The 26990-nt window shown below is 50.4% G+C and carries 19 protein-coding genes; 13 read left to right on the top strand and 6 right to left on the bottom strand.

Annotated elements, in window-relative coordinates; all coding sequences use genetic code 11:
• Positions 1 to 39: 39 nt before the first annotated feature.
• On the bottom strand, positions 40 to 1407 hold the full coding sequence (locus EDC33_RS07790; protein ID WP_229716706.1) for an alkaline phosphatase: 1368 nt from the start codon (positions 1405 to 1407) through the stop codon (positions 40 to 42).
• A gap of 167 nt (positions 1408 to 1574) precedes the next feature.
• On the opposite strand from EDC33_RS07790, the gene EDC33_RS07785 reads away from it, so the two are divergent.
• Positions 1575 to 2324 carry a 2-keto-4-pentenoate hydratase gene (locus tag EDC33_RS07785; RefSeq protein ID WP_124010750.1) on the top strand — a complete coding sequence of 250 codons (750 nt, stop codon included), beginning with the start codon at positions 1575 to 1577 and terminating at the stop codon, positions 2322 to 2324.
• A 58-nt stretch (positions 2325 to 2382) separates the two neighbouring features.
• On the opposite strand, the gene EDC33_RS07780 is transcribed toward EDC33_RS07785, so the two are convergent.
• Positions 2383 to 3447: a branched-chain amino acid aminotransferase gene (locus EDC33_RS07780; protein ID WP_040106053.1), complete on the bottom strand. Its 1065-nt coding sequence runs from the start codon at positions 3445 to 3447 to the stop codon at positions 2383 to 2385.
• Positions 3448 to 3466: 19 nt separating this feature from the next.
• Complete coding sequence (locus EDC33_RS07775; protein ID WP_040106052.1) at positions 3467 to 4906, bottom strand: carbon starvation CstA family protein; 1440 nt, start codon at positions 4904 to 4906, stop codon at positions 3467 to 3469.
• Positions 4907 to 5093: 187 nt separating this feature from the next.
• Between EDC33_RS07775 and EDC33_RS07770 the strand changes: the two genes are divergently transcribed.
• The 5 genes from EDC33_RS07770 (at position 5094) to EDC33_RS07750 (ending at position 11894) form a co-directional block, all read left to right on the top strand.
• The gene (locus EDC33_RS07770; RefSeq protein ID WP_124010749.1) at positions 5094 to 5786 is read left to right on the top strand and encodes a FadR/GntR family transcriptional regulator; all 693 of its coding nucleotides are present in this window, start codon (positions 5094 to 5096) and stop codon (positions 5784 to 5786) included.
• Positions 5787 to 5923: 137 nt separating this feature from the next.
• A complete protein-coding gene (locus EDC33_RS07765; RefSeq protein WP_124010748.1) occupies positions 5924 to 7666 on the top strand; it encodes an L-lactate permease in 1743 nt (580 codons plus the stop codon).
• 51 nt (positions 7667 to 7717) lie between these two features.
• Positions 7718 to 9199: a malate dehydrogenase (quinone) gene (gene mqo / locus EDC33_RS07760; protein WP_124010747.1), complete on the top strand. Its 1482-nt coding sequence runs from the start codon at positions 7718 to 7720 to the stop codon at positions 9197 to 9199.
• A gap of 178 nt (positions 9200 to 9377) precedes the next feature.
• The gene (locus EDC33_RS07755; RefSeq protein ID WP_124010746.1) at positions 9378 to 10808 is read left to right on the top strand and encodes an SLC13 family permease; all 1431 of its coding nucleotides are present in this window, start codon (positions 9378 to 9380) and stop codon (positions 10806 to 10808) included.
• A 27-nt stretch (positions 10809 to 10835) separates the two neighbouring features.
• Positions 10836 to 11894, top strand: a complete 1059-nt coding sequence (locus EDC33_RS07750; RefSeq protein WP_124010745.1) for a tartrate dehydrogenase — start codon at positions 10836 to 10838, stop codon at positions 11892 to 11894.
• Between the two features lie 68 nt (positions 11895 to 11962).
• On the opposite strand, the gene EDC33_RS07745 is transcribed toward EDC33_RS07750, so the two are convergent.
• Positions 11963 to 12391: a pyridoxamine 5'-phosphate oxidase family protein gene (locus tag EDC33_RS07745; RefSeq protein ID WP_124010744.1), complete on the bottom strand. Its 429-nt coding sequence runs from the start codon at positions 12389 to 12391 to the stop codon at positions 11963 to 11965.
• A 53-nt stretch (positions 12392 to 12444) separates the two neighbouring features.
• Complete coding sequence (locus EDC33_RS07740) at positions 12445 to 13326, bottom strand: LysR family transcriptional regulator (RefSeq protein ID WP_124010743.1); 882 nt, start codon at positions 13324 to 13326, stop codon at positions 12445 to 12447.
• A 119-nt stretch (positions 13327 to 13445) separates the two neighbouring features.
• Between EDC33_RS07740 and gltB the strand changes: the two genes are divergently transcribed.
• The 4 genes from gltB (at position 13446) to EDC33_RS07720 (ending at position 22148) form a co-directional block, all read left to right on the top strand.
• On the top strand, positions 13446 to 17915 hold the full coding sequence (gltB, locus tag EDC33_RS07735; protein ID WP_124010742.1) for a glutamate synthase large subunit: 4470 nt from the start codon (positions 13446 to 13448) through the stop codon (positions 17913 to 17915).
• A 16-nt stretch (positions 17916 to 17931) separates the two neighbouring features.
• Positions 17932 to 19392, top strand: coding sequence for a glutamate synthase subunit beta (locus EDC33_RS07730; protein ID WP_040106041.1), 1461 nt, complete (start codon positions 17932 to 17934; stop codon positions 19390 to 19392).
• Between the two features lie 111 nt (positions 19393 to 19503).
• The gene (locus EDC33_RS07725; RefSeq protein ID WP_124010741.1) at positions 19504 to 20670 is read left to right on the top strand and encodes an MFS transporter; all 1167 of its coding nucleotides are present in this window, start codon (positions 19504 to 19506) and stop codon (positions 20668 to 20670) included.
• 38 nt (positions 20671 to 20708) lie between these two features.
• On the top strand, positions 20709 to 22148 hold the full coding sequence (locus EDC33_RS07720; RefSeq protein WP_124010740.1) for an SLC13 family permease: 1440 nt from the start codon (positions 20709 to 20711) through the stop codon (positions 22146 to 22148).
• A gap of 56 nt (positions 22149 to 22204) precedes the next feature.
• On the opposite strand, the gene EDC33_RS07715 is transcribed toward EDC33_RS07720, so the two are convergent.
• Positions 22205 to 22525 (bottom strand): winged helix-turn-helix transcriptional regulator, encoded by a 321-nt coding sequence (locus EDC33_RS07715; RefSeq protein ID WP_124010739.1) that lies wholly within the window; start codon positions 22523 to 22525, stop codon positions 22205 to 22207.
• 175 nt (positions 22526 to 22700) lie between these two features.
• Here EDC33_RS07715 and EDC33_RS07710 point away from each other — a divergent pair, with 175 nt between their 5' ends.
• The 3 genes from EDC33_RS07710 (at position 22701) to ptsG (ending at position 26964) form a co-directional block, all read left to right on the top strand.
• On the top strand, positions 22701 to 23897 hold the full coding sequence (locus tag EDC33_RS07710; RefSeq protein ID WP_124010738.1) for a M20 metallopeptidase family protein: 1197 nt from the start codon (positions 22701 to 22703) through the stop codon (positions 23895 to 23897).
• 78 nt (positions 23898 to 23975) lie between these two features.
• On the top strand, positions 23976 to 24803 hold the full coding sequence (gene glcT / locus EDC33_RS07705) for a glucose PTS transporter transcription antiterminator GlcT (RefSeq protein ID WP_229716707.1): 828 nt from the start codon (positions 23976 to 23978) through the stop codon (positions 24801 to 24803).
• 121 nt (positions 24804 to 24924) lie between these two features.
• Entirely contained in the window at positions 24925 to 26964 is a 2040-nt protein-coding gene (gene ptsG, locus EDC33_RS07700; RefSeq protein WP_124010737.1) for a glucose-specific PTS transporter subunit IIBC, read from the top strand.
• Positions 26965 to 26990 lie beyond the last annotated feature (26 nt).

The raw sequence follows: 26990 nt of genomic DNA, 5'->3' as shown, positions 1-26990 counted from the left end.
CTTCATGCAGTGTGCCGGTTTTCTTCATATTACATTGGATTATTGTGCCATGAATGACTTGATGAAGTCGCCATGTTCGATATTGTCTGTGAGACCCTGGAATTTTTCCTTTCCTGGACCATAGGCGTAGACATTGACGTCTTCTCCAGTATGTCCCCCTGTCGTCCAGCCGGTGAAGGTACGCTTGTCGACGGCCCCTTTGATGATGCCTTCGATTTCACCATAGCGGTCGGCTGTCGGAAGGAGCAGGGCTTCTTCCAGCGCACCGATTTCCTCTGATGTGAAAGCCCAGTCGATGTATGCATCCAGTGTACCTTCGATATCTTCAGTTTCGAGGATTTCTTCGGTGATGAATTCAGGTGTGCGGTGCATCTCATGAAGTGGTTCTGCATTCCAGTTGTATTCTCCATCCAGTCCGAGGGAGAAGCCACCTGTGTTATGGTCTGCCGTAGTGACGACGAGCGTTTCTCCATCCTGTTCGGCAAAGTCTATTGCTGCGGCGAATGCCGCTTCAAAGTCTTCCATTTCGCTCATGGCACCAGCTATGTCATTGGCGTGGCCGGCCCAGTCGATCTGGCTGCCTTCAACCATCAGGAAGAAACCTTCTTCATCCTGACTCAACGTATCAATCGCCGTCTGTGTCATGTTCTCAAGGGAAGGCGTCTCTTCTGTGCGATCCCATTTTTTAGGCAGGCCGCCTTCTGAGAACAGGCCGAGCAGCTGGTTGTTCTGTGACTGCTGCATTTCCTGGGCATTGCTGACGAAGTCATAGCCTTCATTCTGGAATTCTTCAATCAGATTGCGGTCTTCACGGTCGAAGTATTCGATGCCGCCGCCAAGCAGGACATCCACTTTCATCTGATCATTTATTCTTTCGTCAAAATAATCATCAGCGATCTCGGCATGATTGTGCCTGGATTCGTCATGGGCGCCGAAGCTTGCCGGTGTCGCATGTGTGATTTCACTTGTTGCGACGAGGCCTGTGGACTTGTCTGCCGCTTTGGCGACCTCGAGTGCAGTTTCAAGCTCATTCAGCTCGTGGTCGACCGCAATGGCATTGTTGTATGTTTTGGAGCCTGTAGCCATTGCTGTGGCAGAAGCGGCAGAATCTGTGATGTTTTCCTCTTCGTCATGTGGATGTGTCTTCTGCTGTCCCACAAGGTGATGGTCGAATTCGGTATCGGCCATGTCTTCGGAAAATCCGCCATTCTTATAGTATCTGTAGGCGGTGTTGTATGTAACACCCATTCCGTCACCAATCAGATATATTACATTCTTTGGAGTGTCCGAGTCCTGATCCGCACCTTGTGAACCGGAACCTCCGCCAGCAGCTGTAGCCGGGTTGGAACCGAAGACAGATGCCAGAACAAGTAAAGTGAGCATTGAAGCAATAAACCATTTTTTCATAAGTGAATATCTCCTCCTTTTCATGATGTTTTAATCATAGCAACTGGATATTAATTCCGGTTTAAGAATATTAATTATATGTAAACGGCAACTAAAGATTGAATTAACAATCCAAAAAAATTTTGGAAAGCTGTGTTATATTTAGTATAAAGTCAAGGAGGGGTTTCATGTCATCTGTTGAACAGCTGTACACTGCTTATGCTGCAAATGAACCGTTGGAATTGGGAGTGCTTGAGATCGAATCGAAGGAGGCCGCCTACGATGTACAGAGGGGTGTGCTGAAATTGAAGGAGGAGAATGGGGAAGTGCTCACAGGCTATAAGATCAGTCTGACTAGCCGGGAGACACAGGATCTTTTCCACAGCGATTCTCCGCTATACGGAGCGATGACAGACCGCACGGTTAAGAAGGAGATCAACCTTAACGATTACAATATTCCACTTCTTGAAATGGAACTGGTCTTTTTGGTCGATGAAGAAATATTGCCTGAAGATGATGAGGCAGCCATCATGCAGAAGTGCAGGGTGGCTCCAGGAGCCGAAGTGCCGGACGGCCGGTATAAGGATTGGTTCCCGAACACTTCATTGACGGAGATCATCGCCGACGGTGCAGTGAACGGCGCAGTGGTATATGGAGAGCCGTCACATTATGATTATAAAGCGATTGAAGATATCAAAGGCACGCTGTTCCATGAAGGGAAAGCAATCAAGGAGGGGCGATCAACGGAAGTTCTGGGCCATCCCGCCAGTGCAGTGAAATGGCTCGCCGGCACCCTTGCAGCCCAAGGGGAAAAATTGAACCCTGGGCTCTTCATCTCTTCGGGTACCTTCAACCTGCCTCTGCCGCTGAAGACAGGCACATACAGGGTGGAGTATGAAAATGTCGGAAGTGTCGATTTCAGAGTCGTACAGCAATAAATGGATCGTTGCATAAAAAAGAAGGATGTGAGTAGGTCTCACATCCTTCTTTTGCGTCCTATAGCCTTACGACCCAGCCGAACGGATCTTCCGCACGACCGTACTGGATATCCGTCAGGTTCTCATAGAGTTCTTGGGAGATCGGGCCGACCTGGTTGTCATTGACGATATGGTCGACACCATGGATATTGAGCTTGCCGACAGGGGAGATGACGACTGCTGTTCCTGCACCGAATACTTCCGTGATTCTGCCGCTGTGCAGATCATTGGCAAGATCATCGATGTGGATCTTCTCTTCCCTTACGGTATATCCTTTATACTTGGCAAGTTCGATGATTGATTTGCGTGTGATGCCAGGGAGGATGGAACCGTTAAGTTTAGGTGTGACGAGTTCCCCATCACGTACGAAGAAGATGTTCATGCTGCCGACTTCTTCAACATACTTCTGATCGACGCCATCGAGCCAGAGTACCTGTTCATATCCCAGTTCGTTAGCTTTCTTCTGCGCAAGCAGGCTGGCTGCATAGTTGCCGCTGACTTTGGCAGAACCGACGCCGCCGCGTACGGAACGGACGAAATCATCTTCCACGTAGATGCTGGTCGGATCGGCCTGTCCGCCGTAGTAGCTCGCTACAGGGGAAAGGATGATGCTGAACTGATACGTTTCAGATGGCCGGACCCCAAGGAATGGTTCATCCGCGAATACGAAAGGCCTCACATATAGTGATTGCCCCGGACCACCCGGTACCCAGTCACGCTCGACCTTCAGCAGTTCGTAGAGTGCATTCAGTGCGTTTTCCTCATTGATCTCCGGCATGGACAGGCGGGAGAGGGACTGGTTCATCCGTTTGAAGTTCTCGTCCGGTCTGAAGAGCAGTACCTCATCTCCATTCTTATATGCCTTCAGTCCTTCGAAGACAGACTGCCCATAGTGGATGGCCTGGCAGCTCGGCGAGATTTCAAGGTTCTGGTAGGGAACGATGGAAGGCTGTGACCAGCCGTGTTCCGGTGTATATCTGTTTGTGAACATATAGTCTGTAAAAACTGTTCCGAATTTTACTGTGGAAACATCCGGTTTTTCCTTCAATTGATTTGCCCGTTCTATCTGTAATGTCTGTGCCATAATAATTCCTCCTTAATTGTTAACCGATATGCGTGGGTTCAGCAACGCTTCTTGCTTTCTGTCTGTATACAGCTCTCGCATAGAGTGCTGTTGTTGCGATGACCGGAATCATCCCTAGAACGAGCGAAACTTCATAGCTCATGTTCAGTGTTTCCGGTGCGTAGAAGAAGTATGTTCCGACTACGCCAGTCATGAAAATTGCAGGAAGTCCTGCAACGAAGTGCAATTTCTCTTCCTTGATCAGGTAGGCTGCTGCTACCCATAGCATCGTTGCTGATACCATCTGGTTTGTGAATCCCAAGTACCTCCATAAGAAGGAATAGTCGATTGTAGCAAGCAGGAACGAAGGAATTGCGACGCAGGCCGTCATGATGAGAAGTTTTGGCCTGTTTGCGACTTTAACGAATTTTCCTGTTGCTTCTGTCAGGATCATTCTGGATGAACGGAGTGCTGTGTCACCGGTTGTGATCGGCAGTACGATGGCTCCCATGAATGCCAGGAATGCCCCGGCGGTGCCAAGGTACCCGATTGAGATGGAATCGATGACCCCGGCAGGGCCACCGTTCGCCAGTGCTGCTCCAAGGCCGTTTGTACCACCGAAGAAAGTCATTCCGGCAGTGGCCCAGATGAGGGCGATGATGCCTTCTGCAATCATGGCCCCGAAGAAGACTTTGCGGCCTTCGGATTCCTTCCTCACAGTACGTGCGATGATCGGGCTCTGAGTGGAGTGGAAGCCGGAAATGGCACCGCATGAGATGGTGACCATAAGCAGTGGCCATACAGGCAGTCCCTCAGGGTGTGCCGTGGATAAAGTAAGATTCGGTATCTGGGCTCCCGACAGGAGAAGTCCCCCAAATACCGCAACTGCCATGATGATGAGTATGGCACCGAAAATCGGGTATATCTTCCCGATGATCTTGTTGATCGGCAGCATTGCTGCAAGTAGAAAATACGCAAAAATAAGTACAAGTGCGACAAAGAATGGAATAGCTCCACCTGTTTTGATTGATATCAGTTCAGCTGGTCCAGCGGTGAAGGCTGCTGTAACCAGAATCATGAGTGCCAATGAAACTACATAGATGAAGAGCTTGACGCTCTTTCCCAGGTATTTCTCAACAAGTGCAGGAAACTGTGAGCCGTTGTTGCGGATGCTCAGCATTCCTGAAAAATAATCGTGTACTGCGCCAGCAAAGATACAGCCGACTACGATCCAAATGAGTGCGACGGGTCCATAAAGTGCACCCGCCACTGCGCCGAACACAGGGCCGAGCCCTGCGATGTTAAGTAACTGTACCAGCCAGCCTTTGATCGGGTGCATTGGAATATAGTCGACACCGTCGCCGCTTTTGTAAGCCGGCGTCTCGTTACTATCATCGATGACAAAAATCCTCTCAATAATCTTTCCATACACCATATAACCGAGTATGAGTAGTAGGATTGAGAAAGTGAGTGTCAACATATCGAATGCCTCCCTGCATTTAAAAATTGTATACATCTTATCAATTTTCGAGACATAAATCAATATGTTTTCTGATAATTTCGATTTCATTTTCATTACAAAATATTCATATAATGATAAATCACTGTAATCATTCGTTTTGTGCTATCATATACGAACATTAATAATGTAAAAGAGGTATATCCAAATGGGCATTTCAAGGAAAAAGGTGCATGAAGAGATTGCAGATTTGATCATGGAAGATATTAGGAAAGGCATATTGACCCCTGGTGACAAGCTCCCCTCGATCAGCAGTATGGCCGAATCCCATCAAGTATCTTCGGCTTCGGTCCGGGAAGCACTGAATACGCTCAGGGTAATGGATGTCATTGAAGTAAAACACGGACAGGGGTCCTATGTAAAGGAAAGGATGCCGCTCGGCTTTGAATATGAATTCGAAATCATCACGAGAAAGGATATCGAAAACCTCCTGGGCCTCAGAAAAATCATTGAAGTGGGATGTGCTGAACTGGCATGTACCCATGCAGATGAAGATGATCTGGTGAAGCTTCATGGGGCTCTGGAGAAGATGCAGACGGCAGTCATGAACAATGAGCTCGGGGAACAGGCGGATTATGAATTCCATATTTCAATCGCAGAGTCCACAGGCAACCAGATGCTTGTGGACCTGCTGGATGATGTTTCGGAAAAAATGCTGGAGACGATGAAGGAGACAAGAAGGATCTGGCTTTATGAAGAGAAGAAATCCATCAGAAGAATTCATGAGGAACATAAGGCAATATACGAAGCAATCAGAAAGAAAGATATTGAAGGAGCAAAGGAAGCCATGCTCACACATCTCAATGGTGTGGAGTCGGTATTATTGGAACATCATAAGTAGGGGAGGCCGTAAGGTCTCTTTTTTTTTTTTTGAAAAAAGTTTGACATTTGGAAATCGTTTTCATAGAATTAGCAAATAGACACATGGTCATCTGATGACTAGATGATTATAATCGAACATGGGAGATGGGGTTATTTATGCTGATTCTGTTAAGCCTTTTACCGATATTATCTATTTTCTTCTTTCTCGTCGTTTTGAGATGGTCCGCCAAAAAGGGGATGCTCTACAGCTTCATCATTACCGTGCTCATCGCTTACTTCGGGTGGCAGATGGGAGTGGTCAGCATTTCAGCCGCAGCATTGAAAGGGGTCATGACTGCGCTTGAAGTCGGTGTCATCGTATTTGGTGCGGTACTGCTGCTGAATGTGTTGAAGGAAAGTGGTGCCGTAGACACCATCCGCTCCTCATTCACGAGCATTTCACCGGACAGGAGGGTGCAGGCGATCATTGTAGCCTGGCTCTTCGGAACTTTTCTTGAAGGGGCTGCAGGATGGGGCGCACCGGCGACGATCGTCGGACCGCTTCTGATTGCCCTCGGCTTTCCCGCACTTGCTGCGGTAATGATTGCACTGATGCTCCAATCCACTCCGGTTTCATACGGTGCGGTGGGTACACCGATACTTGTCGGGGTGAATACAAGCCTTGAGAACCAGCCGGTGGTGAACAGCTACCTGGGAGGAACGGGTCAGGAAATGTCGCGCTTCATCTTTGATGTGGGCGGCCAGGTCTCGATATTCCATGCCCTCGTCGGATTATTCATTCCACTGCTCATGTCGGCCATGCTGACAAAATTCTTCGGCAGGAACAGAAGCTTCAGGGAAGGTTTCGCCGTATGGCCGTTTGCCATCTTCGCAGGTCTGGCCTTCGTCATTCCGTTTACACTTGTAGCCAATTTCCTGGGACCTGAGTTCCCGTCGCTGCTCGGTGGACTCGTCGGCATGGCGATCGTCATCCCTCTGGCGAAGAAAGGCTTCCTCATGCCGAAGCAGACATTCGACTTCGAGCCTCGGGAAACATGGCAGAAATCCTGGTTCAGTGATATTTCTGCAGAAGTAGGGCCTTCAAAGGAAATTTCAATGATTAAAGCCTGGCTGCCTTATGTTCTGGTCGCAATCCTGCTCGTCGTCACACGTGTGGAGGCATTGGGGCTGAAGTCGCTCGTTTCAGGGTGGGTGGTCGCCTTTGAAGATATTTTTGGAACCGGAATCAATCATAGCTTCACCCCGTTCATGATTCCCGGGGTAGTCTTCATCGTAGTGGCGGTATTTACAGGTTGGCTGCACAAGGTCGATGGAAAGGGGATGGCGAATGCGTTCAGGCTGTCAGGCAGGACGATACTTGCTGCGATGGCTGCATTGATCGTTTCCGTGCCCCTTGTACAGGTATTCATCAATTCGGGCATCAATGATGCAGGGCTCGATTCGATGCCGCTCGTGCTCGCTCAGGGCGCTGCAAACCTGTTCGGTGACAGCTGGCCGTTGATTTCTCCGGCAATCGGGGCAATGGGCGCCTTTGCCGCCGGCAGCAACACGGTCAGCAACATGATGTTCGGTCTCTTCCAGTTCGGAGTGGCCGATGAGATTGGTGCAAACCCGCTTTATATCGTTGCACTACAAGCGGTTGGAGGTGCGGCTGGGAACATGATATGTGTGCATAATGTCGTGGCAGCCAGTGCAGCTGCCGGCCTTATCGGCAAAGAGGGTACACTGATTTCCCGTCTTCTCATCCCGACAATATTCTATCTTGTGCTTGCCGGGGCTATCGGGTATGTATGGGTGAACGGTCTTGGACTGAATATAGGGCTCTTCCTCATCATCGCCATATTGATAACCATATTCACGATGATTTTACGTGCCCAGAAGCGGACAGAGACGAATTAGAAGAAAATCATCATTAAAATAAATCAATTAAATTGGAAAGGTGGCTGTAAAATGGATAACACAGAGCCGAAAAGAATCATTTTGATCGGTGCGGGTATTTTGAGCAGTACTTTTGGTTCATTTTTAAAGAATATAGAGCCGGATTGGAATATCAAGCTGTTTGAAAGGTTGGATCAACCGGCAATAGAAAGCTCGAACGAAAGGAATAATGCAGGGACAGGTCATGCTGCGTTATGTGAACTGAATTATACAGTTGAACAGGAAGACGGATCGATAGACATTGAAAAGGCAAAGGAAATAAATGAGCAATTTGAAGTTTCCAAGCAATTCTGGTCCTACCTGGTCAAAAATGAAGAGATACAGAATCCAGAGGAATTCATCCGTCCGTTACCGCACATCAGTTTTGTACAGGGTGCGGATAATGTGAATTTCCTGAGGAAAAGATACGAGGCTTTATCCCCATTACCGATGTTTGAAGGCATGGAGTATACAGAAGACCTCAATGAAATGGAAAAATGGATTCCACTGATGACCAAAGGGCGTACATCAGAAGAGCCTGTTGCTGCGAGTAAGATGGACACGGGAACGGATGTCAATTTCGGGGAACTCACACGAAAGATGATGAAAAGCATCAGTGAACATGACAATGCAGAAGTGCATTACAATCATGAGGTGCTCGATTTCGAAAGGAGAAGAGATGGTAAATGGGGCGTCAAGGTCCGTAATCTTGAAACGGATAAAGTTGAATACCATGTAGCAGATTATCTCTTCATTGGTGCTGGAGGCAATGCCATACCGATGCTGCAGAAGACAAAAATCCCTGAGAGCAGAAACCTCGGTGGCTTCCCGATAAGCGGTGCATTTCTGGTGTGTACGAACCCGGAAATAGTAAAGCAGCACGGAGCCAAAGTTTATGGGAAGGAGCCGCCAAATACACCTCCGATGACCGTGCCGCATTTGGATCGGCGGTATATCCAAGGTGATCAGAGTCTATTGTTCGGTCCCTTTGCGGCCATAGGGCCTAAATTCCTGAAGAATGGGTCTAATCTGGACCTTTTCAGATCCATTAATCCGAGCAACCTACTGACCATGCTGTCTGCAGGCATTAAGAACGTTCCGCTCGTAAAGTATTCCATTCAGCAGGTCATGATGGACAAGGCGGACCGGATGAAGGAACTGAGGAAGTTCGTGCCTGAAGCAAAAGACGAGGATTGGGATCTGATCATAGCCGGAAAACGTGTGCAGGTGATCAAAGATACTGAAGAGTATGGGAAAGGGTTCATCCAATTTGGAACAGAAGTGGTCCATTCGGAAGACAATTCCGTCATGGCCATGCTGGGGGAATCCCCAGGCGCTTCTACATCCGTATCCGTTGCGCTCGAGGTTTTTGAAAGGAATTTCCCACAATATATGGATAAATGGGAGCCGAAGATTAAGGAAATGATTCCTTCATACGGCCACTCGCTGATAGAAGACAGCGGCCTATTGAAGGAAATAAGGGAGCAGACTGCCCAGGGCCTTGATTTGGAATAGAAGTGAAACTGCCCGTTGGTATACCTGTGCTGATTTTAACAACCTATATAATGGTAGAAGATGAATAAAAAGGCTTTGCTTTGGCAAAGCCTTTTTATATATACTTGAGCTCAGAACAGACGATATTGCGATGCTGCATTTCTTTATATCGCAAAATGCCTTATGGAGGATCGATGAGATGGCGGAAAAATATAAGGATACCAATGGTGTAAGGTGGGGACAGGCAGCCGTATTCGCTGCAGCCGTGCTGCTGTTCATAGCGGTGCTCATATTTCTGCCCGACACAGTTTCGTGGCCTGCCAGGAGTACGATCGCCATCATGGTGTTCGGTCTTGTGCTATGGGCATTTGCCCCCATCCCCATCGAACTGACCTCAATCGTCATAATCGTCCTGCTCATCGTGATGAAGCCGGTCGAGATGGATGTAATCCTGAGCGGCTTCGCATCTCCGGCCGTCTTCCTCATCATCGGCGGCATGATGATGGCAGTCGGGGTCAACCAGACGCTGCTTGTAAAGCGGATGACCTATTTTCTGCTCTCACTCATGGGAAAGTCGGCCAAGGGCATCTATGTCGGCTTCTTCATCCTGATGCAGGTGCAGGCCTTCTTCATTCCCGCCACGGCTGTCCGGGCTTCGCTGATGCTTCCGATATTGAGCAGTATTATAGAAGAGACCGGCGTGGATGAAAGGTCCAACTTCAATAAGCTGATGTACATTGGTGCCGCCTTCGGTGGAAATGTCAGTGGCGCGGTGGTGCTTACGGCAGCAATAGGGAACATTCTGGCGGTTGAAATACTGAGGCTGTATGAAGGCGTATCGGTATCCTATCTTCAATGGTTCATATATGCTGCACCAATGTGGTTCCTGCTCGTCTTGGCGACGATGTACATCGTATGGAAATGCTATCCACCGGAATCATACTCATTCGACAAACTTCAGGTTGAAATGAAGAGCAAATATGAAGAGCTGGGCACTCTGTCGATTGATGAAAAGAAATGTATCGGAATACTGGTGCTCACGATACTGATCTGGTTCACCGAGTCCTGGCACGGATATCATCCGACATTCGGGGCACTGCTTGCGGTCATATTGATGGCGCTGCCGGTGACGGGGTTTGCCGCCTGGAAACGTATGCTCGACATCAACTTCGGGATGGTGCTGCTGATCGGGGCTACACTCTCCTTGGGATATTCATTGATAGAGTCCGGGGCCATCGACCTTTTGGAGGTGCTGGTATCACCACAATTTGTTCTCGATGTCTTCAGTAATCCATGGCTCGCCATTCCCATCACCATCATTGTGTCCCAGATCTATCATTTGGGGGTCACCAACGTATCCACGGCAGTCATCACCCTCATGCCTGTTCTGATCAGCCTGTCCGTACAGTCTGGTGTGGATCCGGTAGTCATCGTCTTTGCTTCAGCAATCTCAATGCTGCTCGGATTTCTTCTCATAGTGGAAACCATGCCGAATGTCGTGGTGCACAGTACAGGCAGAGTCAGCCAGAAGGATTTTCTATGGCCGGGACTGTGGCTGACGCTTGCGAGCATCGCAATCATGATCGTCATCGCGTATACTTATTGGAGATGGATCGGTTTCTGGCCATAATCCAACATAGACAAACAGGAGGAAATTATGAAGAAGATAAAACTTGCTGTAGTGCCGGGTGACGGCATTGGAACGGAAGTCGTCCCGCACGCACTGAAGGTTTTGGACACCATTGCAGAACTGCATGGTGGGCTGTCGTTTGAATATGAGCATTTCGACTATGGATGTGACTATTATCTGGAGCATGGCGCCATGATGGCTGAAGATGGGCTGGAGCGGCTTGGACAGTCGGACAGCGTCTTTCTGGGCGCCGTCGGTGACATTTCAAAAGTGCCGGACCATATTTCCCTATGGGGGCTGCTGCTCAAGATCAGACGGGAGTTTGAACTTGAAATCAATGTACGTCCCGCAAAAGTATTTGAAGGCATCCGGTCCCCCTTGCTGAATCCAAAGGACTTCGACCTTGTGGTCGTGCGTGAGAACAGTGAAGGCGAATACAGTTCCGTCGGCGGGCGGATGTACCAGGGTGAAAATGAAATCGCCATACAGAACAATGTCTTCTCAAGGCGTGCGACAAAACAGGCGATGGAGCATGCGTTCGAGCTTGCGAAATCGAGGCGTCAGCATGTGACGAGCGCAACGAAATCCAATGGGATCTTCCATTCCATGCCATTCTGGGATGAAGTCTTCAAGGAGACGGCACAAAAGCATAGGGGCATTGAAACCACCTCCCAGCACATCGATGCGTTGGCAGCAACATTCGTCACGCATCCGGAGCGCTATGACGTCATCGTCGCAAGCAACCTGTTCGGGGATGTGCTGACCGATATTGGTGCTGCAATCATGGGGAGCATCGGCATCGCGCCATCTGCGAACCTCAATCTGAACGGGAAGCATCCATCCATGTTCGAGCCAGTGCACGGCTCTGCCCCAGACATTGTGGGTAAAGAAATCGCCAATCCGATCGGACAGCTATGGACAGCCAAGATGCTGCTTGATCATCATGGTGAGGAGGAGATGGGAACCCTCCTGCTCGACACGATGGAGCGTGTAACGGCAGACGGCTTCCTGACACCCGATGTCGGCGGCGACAAGAAGACAGGAGAAGTCACTGAAGAGCTGATCAGAAGGTTGAAGGAAAAATAATGATGAAAATATGAAAATCGGCATTCAAAAAGCCTGCTCATTTAAAGAGCAGGCTTTTTGGTTTGCTTCTATAGTTCTACAGTCTTAGGTTCCGCATCCTCATCGTTCATGATACGTACCGTTTCGATGTCGATCTTTATCGCCTGGAGGTCGTCCTCGCCTTTCAACTTCTGATAGAGGTTGCCGAGCTTGGCGAGCATTTCGTCGACATCCGGGGTCACTTCTTCAGGCAGGCTGGCCTTACCGAGGATTTCGACATAGCTCTCACCCTTGTCCTCCCTTTCTTCATATCCAAGAAGAATGTGGGCATATGGGTTTTCCTCCAGATCGTCGATCTTGTACGTATCTTTCCTCGTGTACGTATAGAGCGTCAGGCCATCGTTATAGAAGTACATGTAACGGCTCATCGGCTTGTTGTCGCGGATTGTTGCCATCGTACCGATATTATTATTGTCCAGAATTTCTTTCAATGTATTTTTGAATTCTTCCCTGTTCATGAAATTCCCTCCTATTTGATAACTGTATTCCTTCTACCCCATTCTACGGGGAGCTAATCCGAGTATGGATTGAAAAGGGGACTGAATGTCTGGCGCAGATGGCTGTACCATTTTTTGACGAAGGGTTTCTGATTATCCTTGCGCATGCTGACATACATGGGATGTTTGATGTTGAGGTGGTTGAGGCTATGGACGGTGAACTTCGGATAACTGTATGTGAGCTGCTTGGCCTCTTCATGGGTGAGTATCGCCACATGTGCATGCTCGATCAGGAGATGCTGGATGATGGTCATGTCCTGATATATCCCGATGCTCTGTTTTTTGAACATATGGCTGATGTCGAATACCGGCTGGAATGTTATGAGGGGGAACTCCTCGAGTTCATTCAGGGAAGCCTGGACCGGCAGTTGTATCCTGTTGCTTTCACGGAATACATAATGATAGTTCTGTTCGAACAGCAGAGCACTCTGTATGAGCGGATCTTCAGATCTTTGGGCTGATATGACGATATCGAGTGTTTCGTCCATGAGTCTGTCTTCAATGGCCGATTCGTCCAGTGTATGGATGTTGAACTCGATGTCCGCCTCCTGTCTCAGGAACTGGTTCAGGGACTGGAGCACTTTGGATGTCATGTCGGAGCGGGTGAGATGGATGTTCAGCGTATGTTTTTTCTGGATGACTTCCTCATTGAGCTTCTCCCTTGATTTCTCCACCGATTCGATGATGGTCAATGCATCCTCGAAAAAAATTTTCCCTTCATCCGTCAATTTTATGTTGCGGCCGACCCTTTTGAACAGTTTGACCCCGAGGTCTTCCTCAAGCAGGCCGATCTGCCGTGAAAGTGCCGACTGCGCGACGTTCAGGGACAGGGCGGCTTCTGTCATATGTTCCTGTCTGGCGGTCTCGATGAAGTATTTCAGTTGTTTGATCTCCATGTTTTTCACCATCAATCTAATTCTGATATGAATATTATATCATTGATATATTGATTGTATAGGTGTATTTAATGGTAGTATATACTTACTCAAATATTCTGAAAAAGAGGTGACCTGATATGAGTTTGTATCAGCCAATCAAACAAGAAGGTTTATATCATTTCATGAACGAGCATGATGCATGTGGCATTGGATTCTATGCCAACATGGATAATGTGCGCTCCCATGGAATTGTCATCAAATCTCTTGAAATGCTCGAGAGATTAGATCATCGAGGAGGTGTCGGTGCTGACGGCATCACTGGTGACGGTGCTGGTATCATGACAGAAATTCCGCATGCACTTCTGCAGGAGGAAGTGGAAGAACTGCCGGAATTCGGTCGCTATTCTGTCGGGATGTACCTGATCGATAGTCAGGCATCTCTTGAAACTTTCAGGGAAGTTGTGCAGCAGACGGTGGAGGCTGAAGGGTTCAATGTAATCACCTTCAGGGAACTTCCGGTCGACGAAGGCGCCTTGGCGGATAATGTCAGGGAGACGCTGCCGCAATTCTTGCAGGTGATTACGGACTGCAGTGATGCCCTCGACCTCTATTTCATGAGGAAAATGATCGAGCAGGCGCTTGAAGCGGCAGATGTCGAGCATTATGTCGCTTCCTTCTCCAATGAGACGATTGTCTACAAGGGCTGGCTGCGTTCTGATCAGATCAGGCAGTTCTATATGGATCTCAGTGATCCGCGCTATGTATCGAAGTTCGGTTCCGTCCACTCCCGTTTCAGCACGAATACATTCCCGAGCTGGGCAAGGGCCCATCCGAACCGTCTCCTGATGCACAATGGTGAAATCAACACCATTAAAGGCAACTCGAATTGGATGAAGGCACGTACGAAGCAGTGGCTGGTGGATACATTCGGTGAAAAGGGAAAAAGGGTCGAAGCGATCATTGACGAATCAGGCAGTGACTCCGCTATCGTCGATAATGTCATGGAGTTCCTGAGTCTCTCCATGCCGCCTGAACAGGCAGCGATGATCATGATTCCTGAGCCATGGAAATATCAGGACTATGACAACCCGGTCATCAAGGACTTCTATGAGTTCTACAGTTATCTCATGGAGCCGTGGGACGGCCCGACGATGATCAGCTTCTGCGACAACCATAAGCTTGGAGCGTTGACGGACCGCAACGGTCTGCGACCTGGACGTTATTATGTGACGAAGAGCAATGAAATCATCTATTCCTCTGAAGTCGGTGTCGTTGATGTGGAAGAGTCTGAAATCCTCTATAAGGGTCAGCTCAGCCCGGGCAAGCTGCTGCTTGTCGATTTCGACCAGTCGAAGATCATCGAGAACGATGAACTGAAGCACGGCATCGCAACATCCAGACCCTATAGTGAATGGATGTCCCAGAAACGCAGTGAGAAGGTGGAACCGGCGCCATTCAAACGCAACTCTGTGGATAAGGATACATTGCATAATGTCCTTGTACGCTTCGGATATACGAAGGAAGATATAGAGAAATACATGAAACCTTTGACTTCGCAGGTGAAGGACCCGATCGGGGCGATGGGCTTCGACCAGCCGCTCGCCTTCCTGTCGAGTCATTCAAAACTGCTGTTCGATTATTTCAAGCAGCATTTTGCACAGGTCACCAATCCGCCGCTCGATTCCTATCGTGAGAAGATCGTCACGAGCGAAATCACATACCTCGGCAGGGAAGGGCATCTGCTCGATCCAGGAGTCAAGGCGGTCGACCGTGTACAGTTGGAGCTTCCTGTCATCGACGGACGGGTGCTTGCGCGTGAAGATGTAAAAAGGCTCGGCATAGCTGAAATCGACATCACATATACAGGCGCATTGAAGGATGCACTGTCCGACATCCAGAATCAGGCTGCAGAACTGGCTGAAAAGCACGGTGTGCTTGTACTGACTGATGCGCGTATTCTTGAAGAGGAGGAAAGGTATGCCATTCCTTCACTTCTTGCGACAAGTGCGGTGCATCAGGCATTGATCGGTGACGAACGCCGTACGCTCACGAGCATCGTTGTAAAGACGGCGGAAGTGCGTGAAGTCCACCATGTGGCCACACTGATCGGTTTTGGTGCCAATGCGGTCTATCCGCATATTGCACAGGAAACGCTCATCTCCGTATCGGAAGGGGACGAGACGGTGGTCGGCACCTACAACAAGGCATTGACCGAGGGACTCATCAAGGTCATGGCCAAGATGGGTATCTCGACTGTACAGAGTTACCATGGTGCCCAGGTGTTCGAAGCCGTAGGTATCGGAAAGTCTGTCATGGACCAGTACTTTGGCAGTGCCGTCTCGAAGATCGGCGGGCTGTCAATCGAAGATATCGATTACAGAAATAAAAAGATGCAGGACAGGAGGCTCGAATACCTGGAGTCCGGAACCAGATTCCAATGGCGCCAGCAGGGTGAGGATCATGTCATCAACCCGAATTCCATCCGTCTGCTCCAGGCTGCATGCCGGACGAATGATAAGCAGGCATATGAAGAGTATAGGGAAAACATGCATGACAGCCACCATTCCAGCATCCGCCACCTGTTGAAATTCAAATCCAGAAGACCGATTCCAGTCGATCAGGTGGAGCCGAAGGAGGAAATCGTCAAGCGCTTCAAGACGGGTGCCATGAGTTTCGGTTCCTTGTCCCAGGAAGCCCATGAGACACTTGCCGAAGCGATGAACCAGATCGGTGGACGCAGCAACAGTGGTGAAGGCGGAGAGAATCCGGAACGGTTCGAACCGAAATCGGACGGCAGGAATCTGAACAGCGCCATCAAGCAGGTGGCCTCCGGCCGCTTCGGCGTGAACAGCGAATACTTGAACAGTGCGAAGGAGATCCAGATCAAGGTGGCCCAGGGGGCGAAGCCGGGTGAAGGTGGACAGCTGCCGGGGCAGAAGGTCTATCCTTGGGTGGCTGAAATCAGGAACTCCACACCAGGTGTCGGACTCATTTCACCACCGCCGCACCACGATATCTATTCAATCGAAGATCTGGCACAGCTGATACATGACCTTAAGAATGCCAACAAGGAAGCGGATATTTCCGTGAAGCTGGTTGCCAAAAATGGTGTCGGAACGATTGCTGCGGGTGTTGCGAAAGCCTATGCAGATAAAATTGTCATCAGCGGGTTCGATGGCGGTACCGGCGCTTCGCCGCTGACAAGCATCCAGCACGCCGGTCTGCCTTGGGAACTCGGCCTGACGGAAGCGCATCAGACGCTGCAGCTCAACGGTCTGAGATCCAGGGTTACCCTCGAGACGGATGGCAAGCTCATGACGGGCAGGGACGTTGCGATCGCATGTGCACTCGGTGCCGAGGAATTCGCGTTCGCGACAGCACCGCTAGTCGTACTCGGCTGTGTCATGATGCGTGTATGCCATAAGGATACGTGTCCGGTCGGCATCGCCACACAGAATGGCGATCTGCGTAAGCTGTATACCGGAAAAGCGGAACATGTCATCAACTTCATGCACTTCATTGCTGAGGATATCCGGGAAATTCTGGCGGAACTCGGCCTGAAGTCCATGGATGACCTGGTCGGTGCCGTGGAGCACCTGGAAGTGGACAAGGAGAAGACGGCGAACCATCATCTCGGTGAGCTTGATCTGTCACCGATACTGACGCCTATCGATGGGGACAGAAGGAAAGTCGACATGCAGAAGCACCCATTCGAATGGTCGCTTGACGACCTCAACCTTCTGCCTGATTTCAAGGAGAAGATCGAAGCGGGAGAATCGCACGAAGCAGCCTACCATGTCAAGAACAGGCACAGGAACATCGGTACACAGCTCGGCAGCCTGATCACGAAGACCTGGGGTATGGAGGCGCTCGACCATGACACATACAAGGTCAATACGTTCGGCCATGGCGGCCAGAGCTATGGTGCCTTCATTCCACAAGGGCTGACGATGCACCATGTGGGTGACTTGAACGATTATGTCGGCAAAGGCATATCCGGCGGCCGCGTCGTCGTCCAGGCACCGGTCAAGGAAAGAAGCCGGGACATCATCGCCGGCAATGTCTGCCTGTATGGTGCCATCAAGGGCCAGGTGTTCATCAATGGTGTTGCCGGAGAGCGTTTCGGAGTCAGGAATAGTGGCGCGGAAGTGGTCGTTGAAGGTATTGGAGACCACGGTCTCGAGTATATGACAGGCGGCCGCGTAGTGATCATAGGGGATATCGGGAAGAATTTCGCTGCAGGCATGAGCGGGGGTATCGCATATATCATAAATGAGAAGTCGGTCATCGAAAATCAAGTCAACATGAACCATGAAATGATCGAAGTCGGTCTAGTTGAAGATCGTGAAGAAATGGAGAAGGTGAAGCACCTGCTCTACGGACACCAGTACTTCACGAACAGCCAGAGGGCGCAGGAGTCGATCGAAAAAATTGAATCCGGCGAAATTGAAGTCATCAAAGTCATTCCTGTCGAATACAGGAAGATGCAGCAGAGGATCAGGTACGGCCTCGAAAACAGCTATTCCCTGAAGGATGCAGAACTGAAGGCATTCAATGGGGAACTGACGGTTGAAGATAAAGAACTTGAGAAGATGAATATATTCTAGGAAGGAGCGATGTGAGATGGGTGAGTTTAAAGGATTTATGAAACATCAGAGAAAGTCTCAGTCGGAAGAAGATCTGAAAGCAAGAGTTTCGAATTATGAGGCGTTCCAGCATCGCTTCTGCAACGAAGATGCTCAGGAGCAGGGGGCACGCTGCATGGAATGCGGCACACCGTTCTGCCAGACGGGAGTCGGTGTCGGGAAGGAGACCGTCGGCTGCCCGATAGGCAACTACATTCCAGAATGGAACGACCTTGTCTACAAAGGACAGTTCAAGGAGGCCTACAGACGCCTTTCTGAAACGAACAATTTCCCGGAATTTACGGGGAATGTATGTCCGGCGCCATGCGAATCTTCATGTGTGCTCTCCATCAACAACGATCCTGTCGCAATCAAGGGCATCGAGCGCACGATCATCGACGAAGCCTTCGAACAGGGCTGGGTCGAGCCGAGGACGCCGAACCATAGGCTGGATACACGTATTGCCATCATCGGGAGCGGACCTGCGGGCCTGACTGCCGCAGATGAACTGAACTCATGGGGGCATAATGTCGATATCTATGAAAGGGACATCAAGCCCGGCGGCCTGCTCAGATACGGTATTCCAAACATGAAGCTGGATAAGGATGTCGTGGAACGCAGGGTGGAACTGATGGAGGCGGCAGGTGTGAAATTCATCTGTGATGTCAATGTAGGTAAAGATGTGACGTATGAAGAACTTGATGAAAAGTACGATGCGATCATCGTTGCAACGGGTGCACGCAAGCAGAGGGACCTGAAGCTTGAAGGCAGACAGAGCAAGGATATCCAGTTCGCGATGGACTACCTGACTGAACAGACGCAGCACCAGTTCGGTGAAATCGAAGAACCGAGCATCACGGCTAAGGACAAGCATGTCATCGTCATCGGTGGCGGGGATACCGGAGCCGACTGTGTAGCGATGTCCCTGAGGGAAGGGTGCAAATCCGTCTTCCAGCTGAACAAATATGACCGTCTGCCAGACAAGGTGGATGGCAACCCGTTCTGGCCGCTCCAGAAGCAGGTGTTCAAGCTCGACTATGCGCATGCTGAATACGAGGGCGCATTCGGTCAGGAGCCACGTGCCTACGGTGTTCAGACGATGGCATATGACGTGGATTTCGTCGGCGACCTGAAAGGGCTCAATACACAGGTGCTCAGCCAGCAGCCCCTGAATGATATCACCATGGAAGACCAGGAACGCTATTTCAAGGCGGACCTTGTGCTCCTCTCCATCGGTTTTGAAGGTGTGGAGAGCGAATTGCCGAAAGCATTCCAGCTGCAGATGACGCATAATAAGATTGCAGCCGACGACAGCGACTACAAGACGAACAGACGGAAAGTCTTCGCTGCCGGAGATGCAAGGCGTGGACAGAGCCTCGTCGTGTGGGCGATCAAGGAAGGGCGCGAAGTTGCACGTCAGGCACATAAATTTGCAGTCCAGAATAAAATATATTCATAAGTGGCATACCGGCTCATCGAGCCGGTATTTTTCTGCGCTTGCAGACAATTCAATTATGTTATGATATGACTAATCATATTCAAAGAGTCTTACATATTAAGGAATGATCAAATGGATAGAGAACGTCTCTGGACGAAGGATTTTATCATCGTATTCATATTCAACTTCTTCATCATGCTTGCGATGTTTCTGCTCATGGTTACGATCAGCGGCTATGCAGTGGATGAGTTTGGCGTATCGACCAGTACAGCTGGACTCGTCGCCGGCATCTTCATCGTGGGATCGCTGGTCGGACGGGTGCTGACCGGCCACCAGCTGAGCCTGATGGGGGCAAAGAAGATCATGTACATCGGCACCGCCATGTTCATCATCACCTATGGCCTGTATTTCGTCGCCGGCAATCTTCAGCTGCTGCTGATCGTCCGGTTCTTCAACGGGCTGGCCAACGGGGTTGCGACGACCGCAGTGGGCACGATTGCAGCGCTGGCCCTGCCGAGGTCGCGCAGGGGGGAGGGCATCAGCTACTTCAGCCTGAGCTTTGTCATGGCGACGGCCCTCGGGCCCTTCATGGCTTTCTTCCTGCTGCAGCACATCACCTATCATATGCTGTTTCTGATCGTGTTCACACTCGTTCTGCTCGCCAGTGTGTTCACCATCTTCATCAAGACGGATAATACGACAATCGACCTGTCGAAAGAGCCGAAACCGAAATTCGAATGGATCGACAAGAATGCCATGCCGATCGGCATTGTGGTGCTGATCATCTGCATGACGTACTCGACGGTGCTTTCCTTCATCGCCCTATTTGCAGAAGAACAGAATATCGTCGCCGCTGCGAGCTACTTCTTCCTTGTCTATGCCGTAGTCATTCTCATGACGCGGCCGGTGACGGGGCGGCTTATGGACCAGAAGGGCGCGAACATCGTCATCTATCCCGCCTTCATCGTCCTGGCCCTCGGCTATCTGACACTCGGCCAGACGACTTCGGGCTTCATGCTGCTGCTGTCAGGAATACTGCTCGGCTTCGGATACGGGAATTTCCAGTCGATCACCCAGGCCCTCTGCATCAAGGTGGCGGATGCAAAGAACGTGGGCCTTGCGACCTCCACCTATTTCATCGCCCTCGATTTCGGCCTCGGTGTAGGCTCATACATTCTCGGCACACTGGTGCCGACCCTCGGCTACAGCGGGCTGTACAGTTCGATGGTCCTGCTTGTCGCAGCGGGAGCCGTCGTGTACTACATGGTATACGGCAGGCATGAGGGCAAAAGCGCATAATCCATTAAAAACTACACTCACGAAAAAGAGATGATCACGTGAAAAACGGTCATAAATTTTTGACGGAATCCGTCATCACCCGCCAAAACATCATATTGTCGCTGGCGGCCGCCGTATTCCTCATTTCACTGGCATATGCCGCCATCACTCCGGAAGTCAGCTGGACGGCAGGCAGCGCCCTGTTGATTCTGCTGCTCGGACTCATCCTGTGGGCTTTCGAGCCGATCCCTTTCGGCATGACGTCGATGGTCATCATGGTCCTGCTCGTCATACTGCAGACAGTAAGCATCGATGTCATGCTCTCCGGGTTCTCCTCACCGGCCGTCTTCCTCGTGGTCGCAGGAGTCATGCTTGTCCAGGGCGTCGGTCAGACGACGCTGATTCCAAGGATTTCATACGGGCTCGTCTATAGGCTCGGAACCTCGCTCAAGAGGCTTTTCATCGGGATATTCGTGCTGATCCAGCTCCTTGCATTCTTCATCCCGACGAACAGTGTGCGTGCGACCCTTCTGCTGCCATTGGCGACACGGGTGGTCGACAGCATCGGTGCGGAGGAGACGTCAAACTACAATAAGCTGATCATGGTCGGCATCGCTTTCGCCACCAACCTCAGTGCCGTCGGTGTATTGACCGGTGCCGTCAGCAATATACTTGCCGTCGAGCTCCTGAACGCCTATACGGAGTACAGCATCACCTACCTCCAATGGTTCCTCTACGCCCTGCCGCTGTGGGTCATACTGACAATCGTCATCCCGTTCGTCCTGCTGTGGTTCTACCCACCGGAAGAGGTCGATACGGAGTCGTTACATAAGGAGATGGAAACCGCCTACAGGGCGTTCGGGAAACTGTCCGTGGCCGAATGGAAATGCATCGCCGTGCTCATCCTCACTGTGGTGCTGTGGATGCTCGAATCCGTGCATGGCTTCCACCCGGTCATCCCGGCGATGCTCGCGGTCGTCCTGATTACGTTGCCGAAGATCGGCTTCGTAAAATGGAAGGAGGTCGTCAACATCAATTTTGACCTCATCCTGCTGATCGGCGCATCTCTGTCACTCGGGTATGCCCTGACCGAATCCGGTGCACTGGATGTCCTGACGGACGCCCTGCTGACGGATACCCTGGTCCAGCTGTTCTCGAACCCCTGGATTGCGATGGTGACGGTGATCATCATCTCCCAGCTCTACCACATGGTCGTCACCAATATCTCGACTGCCGTCGTCACACTCGTGCCGATCATCATTACGATTTCAGTCGAAGTGGGCCTCAATCCAGTCATGATGACCTTCGTCACATCCATCACCCTGCTGTTCGGCTTCATCCTGGCCATCCAGTCGATGCCGAATGTCATCATCTACAATGAGGGGCGCATCAGGCAGAAGGACCTTGTGAAGCCGGGCATCGTCATCACCATCATCAGTGCCCTTGCCACGATCCTTGTCGCCTTCACATTCTGGAATGTTTTCGGCCTGTGGCCATAAAAAACAGCGTGTGTCCAATCGGACACACGCTGTTTTTGTTGCAGGCACACCAGGTTTCAGACATTCTGCGGAACTTCAAACCATTCCTCTGCCCACTTCTGGAGCTCCTTCATGAAGGACTCCATTGCCCTGCCTTTGTCGGTAAGCATATACTCTATTCTGACCGGGGTTTCCGGGTAGACTTCACGCTTGACGATGCCTTCTTTTTCGAGTGTTTTCAAACGCTCCGAGAGGACACGGCCGCTGACGCCCATGGACGATTCAAGGTTGCAGAAACGTTTGGGTCCATCCATTAGCTGATGGATGATGAGTCCTGTCCATCTCTGGCCGAGAACGCCCATGGCATTTTCAAATTTAGGACAGATCGAATAATCCATATCATCACTCCTTGAGAAATAGTATACCTCTTTCCTCCTCCATATTACAAATTTTGCGAACCCGAGTTCGGTTTAAATCGGAGCAGGGGCGTTTAAGCGTATCTGAATCGGCTAAACATTATATGAAACCCGTATTATTAAAAACGAAAAAATAAATGGAGAAGGTGGATTTTAAATGACTGCAAAAGACGAAGCAATCGACACGCAAACAACTGCAAAAGACGAAGCAATCGACAAGCATCTGAAGCATGTCACAAATTTCAGGAGACGGCTTCATCAGGCGCCGGAACTGAGTTTTGAAGAGTACGAGACGACGAAGCTCGTGGCGAATGGACTGGAGGATACGCGCATTGAATTTTATGAGCTTTCGGAGAAGACCGGGCTGATCGGCATGCTCGAGAAGGATCCGAGCTACGAATATATCGGTGTACGTGCGGATATGGACGCATTGCCGATCACCGAACAGACGGACCTCGACTTCAAGTCGGACAATGAAGGGGTCATGCATGCATGCGGCCACGATATCCATACAAGCATCGTCTATGGCTTCGCAAAAGTCATAGACGACCTCTATGATGACCTCAAATATAATCTCGTCTTCATCTTCCAGCCTGCCGAAGAGACGCTCAATGGTGCCGAATACATCAAAGAGGAACTGAAGCGCCTCGAGGTGCCGGTCGACAAGATGATCATGTACCACACATGGCCGGATCTTGAGGAAGGCCTCGTCGGGTACAGGGAGGAAGAGATGATGGCAGGGTCGATCGGCTTCGACGTGACATTGAAGGTGAAGGGAGGGCACGCAGCCCATCCCGAAAAGACGGCAGATCCCGTCTACCTTGCAACGAACATCATCCAGTTCATGCAGGGTGTCGCATCACGCTTCAACAACCCGGCGACACCCGTCGTCATCACTGTCGGTCAGATCCATGCGGGAGAGAAGAATAACGTCATACCCGACGAGTGCAAGTTCGGAGGCACGATCCGAAGCTTCTCCGAGCAGTCGCTTGAACTGGCGCAGGATATGATAGAGAACTATACGAGTGGGCTGATGAAGATGGCAGATGCCGGATGTGATGTCACATTCAGCCGATACTGCCCGCCGGTCATCAACAACCCTGAACTCGTGGACGATTTCATCAACAGCGGTGATGATGTGAAATTCCATGAACTCAAAGAGCCATCCATGGGGTCGGAGGACTTTGCATTCTACATGCAGGACCATGTCGGCGCCGCATTCCGCATCGGTACAAGGATGAAGGACGAGGAGAAGAGCGGCTATTCACTGCACAGCCCCGAGATTGTATTCTCTGAAAAGAGCCTGGAGACGGGCATACGCGCCCTGGTCAACTTTGCGACTAAAGCACATTAGACATGTCCCTTGATTCCAGGCGGGTCCTGCTATAGTATTTGATACAGCAGATGATGAAAGTGGGATATTCACTTGGTAATGATTGAAAAGGCACTGAACAATAATGTTGTGATCGGAACAGACGAATTTGAAGAAGTCGTGCTGATCGGCCGTGGCATCGGCTTCGGCAAGAAGCAGGGCGACACGCTCGAAATCGAAGAGGCGGACAAGGTATATAAGCTTGAAGGCCAGCAGGATACGAGCAGGTACCAGACACTCCTGACGATGGCGGATGAGAAGCTGTTCCAGTCGACGCTCGAAGCCATCGAGCTGATCGATGACATGACGACGGAAGACATCAATAACAGGATTCTCCTGTCCATGACGGACCACCTTCTGTTTGCCATGAAACGGCTGGAGGAGGGTATCGAAATCAGTAATCCTTTCGTCAATGAAACGAAGGCACTCTATCCGAAGGAGTACAGCATCGCCGAAGCGGTCGTCGATATGTTCAACAGCAAGTATGGCATCAAGCTGCCCGAAGCGGAGGTGGGATTCATCGCCCTCCATGTGCACTCGTCCATCTACAACCGTTCGCTCCGGGATATGAATGTATTGTCAGAAGTCGTCCATCAGGCCATCGTCATCATCGAGCAGGGGCTCGATACGACGGTCGACCAGTCCTCAATACAGTATGACCGCTTCGTGAGGCATATCAGCTTCTGTGTCCAGCGGGTGATGAAGGGCGAGAGTGTGCCGTCGCAGGATGCTTTCGATTCACTATTGAAAACCGAATACCCCGTGTGCTATAATATAGCTGTAAAAATTGTGAAGATGATACAGAATAAATTGCAGCGCAAGGTGTACGACTCGGAGGTCGTCTATCTTACGATGCACATACAGCATTTCAAGCATTATTCTAAATAGACGTGTTACCGCAAGGGCATGAGTTTATAGGAATAGTTTATTTAACTATACCTGTATACTCATGCCTTTTTCTGTGGATTCTTCACGAAACGATAATATTCATACTTAGGAGGAAATACTTATGTTCAAAAAGCTTTTTGGACAGCTGCAGCGCATCGGTAAAGCTTTGATGCTCCCGGTTGCCATACTGCCTGCTGCCGGTCTCATGCTCGGTATCGGTGCCGCCATGCAGACTGAAGCGATGGTAGAGTGGCTGCCATTCCTTGAGGCCGGATGGCTCATTGCCCTATCCGATATGCTCCAGGCCGCCGGTGGCGTCGTCTTCGACAACCTGGCGCTGCTGTTTGCACTCGGTGTCGCCGTCGGACTTGCGAGGGGTGACGGCGTTGCCGCCGTCGCTGCCTTCGTCGGCTACATGATCATGAACGTTACAATGGGACAGATTGCCAATGTCACACCGGAAATGGCAGCTGAAAACCCTGCCTATGCCAACGTGCTCGGCATCCCGACAATCCAGACAGGTGTATTCGGCGGTATCATCATCGGTGTCATCGCCGCATGGGCCTACAACAGGTACTACAACATCAATCTGCCGGACTTCCTTGGGTTCTTTGCAGGGAAACGCTTTGTGCCGATTGTGACAGCAGTATTCTCATTCATCATCGGACTGGCGATGTTCATCATCTGGCCTCCGATCCAAAACGGAATGAATGAAGTTTCACTCTGGCTGATGGAAGAGAATACGGCAATCGGCGTATTCGCATTCGGTACGATCAAACGGCTGCTCATTCCATTCGGACTGCACCATATATTCCACGCACCATTCTGGTTTGAATTCGGTACGTATACGAATGCAGCCGGAGAAATTGTACGTGGCGATCTGAACATCTTCTTCGCCCAGCTGCGTGACGGCGTAGAACTGACTGCAGGAAACTTCATGCAGGGTGAATTCCCGGTCATGATGTTCGGTCTGCCTGCAGCGGCTCTGGCGATGTACCATGCTGCACGTCCTGAACGTAAAAAGTACGTTGCCGGCATCATGATATCTGCAGCACTGACAAGTTTCCTGACAGGTATCACTGAGCCATTGGAATTCTCATTCCTGTTCGTTGCGCCACTGCTCTATGTCATCCACGCACTGCTCGATGGACTGAGCTTCCTGATTCTCTATCTGCTTGATGTGAATCTCGGCTATACATTCTCGGGCGGCTTCATCGACTTCTTCCTGTTCGGAATTCTTCAGAACCGTACAGAATGGTGGTGGGTGCTCGTCGTAGGTATCGTCTACGCAGTCATCTACTATGTCGTGTTCAGAGTGCTCATCCAGGCGATGGACCTCAAGACGCCGGGTCGTGAAGATGCGAGTGCGGAAACTACCACATCCACAGCACAGGAACTGCCGTTCAACGTGCTCACAGCAATGGGTGGCGAAGAGAACATCAAACACCTCGACGCCTGCATCACACGTCTCCGTGTTGAAGTCAAAGACACAGCTGCCGTCGATGAGGCGGAACTGAAGGCGCTTGGCGCTTCCGGTGTCATGAAGGTCGGCAAGAACATGCAGGCCATCTTCGGACCGAAATCCGACCAGATCAGAAATGACATGCAGAGGATCATCGATGGTGAAATCACTTCACCGGCCGAAGCGACAGTGACGGAATCGACGGAAGATGATGTCGAAGAGGCAAAAGATACCCAGATGATGGATGATGCCAACAAGGACATCTATTCCCCGATCGAAGGGGAAGCGGTCGAGCTCACTGAAGTGCCGGACCAGGTCTTCAGCGAGAAGATGATGGGCGATGGTGTGGCCATCAAGCCGACAAGCGGTACTGTGCGTGCACCATTCGACGGTGAAGTCGTTACGGACTTCCCGACAAAGCATGCATTGGGACTCACAAACGAAGGTGGACTCGAACTCCTCGTCCACTTCGGGCTCGATACAGTCAATCTGAAGGGTGAAGGCTTCGACCTCAAAGTCGCAGCCGGAGACAAAATCAAAAAAGGTGACGTATTGATGGAAGTCGATCTCGACTACATCAGGGAGAACGCGAAGAGCGATATTACTCCAATCATCATTACAGGACCGGCCGGCACGGAAATTGCTGCCAGGGAACTCGGTTCAGTTACAAATGACGATGTCGTCATCAACATCAAGTAATAGGGGAAGCAGCATGCCAAAGGGCA

The organism is Salinicoccus roseus, from assembly GCF_003814515.1.
In the GTDB taxonomy this organism is placed as follows: domain Bacteria; phylum Bacillota; class Bacilli; order Staphylococcales; family Salinicoccaceae; genus Salinicoccus; species Salinicoccus roseus.
This window is presented reverse-complemented; position numbering and strand designations above follow the sequence as displayed.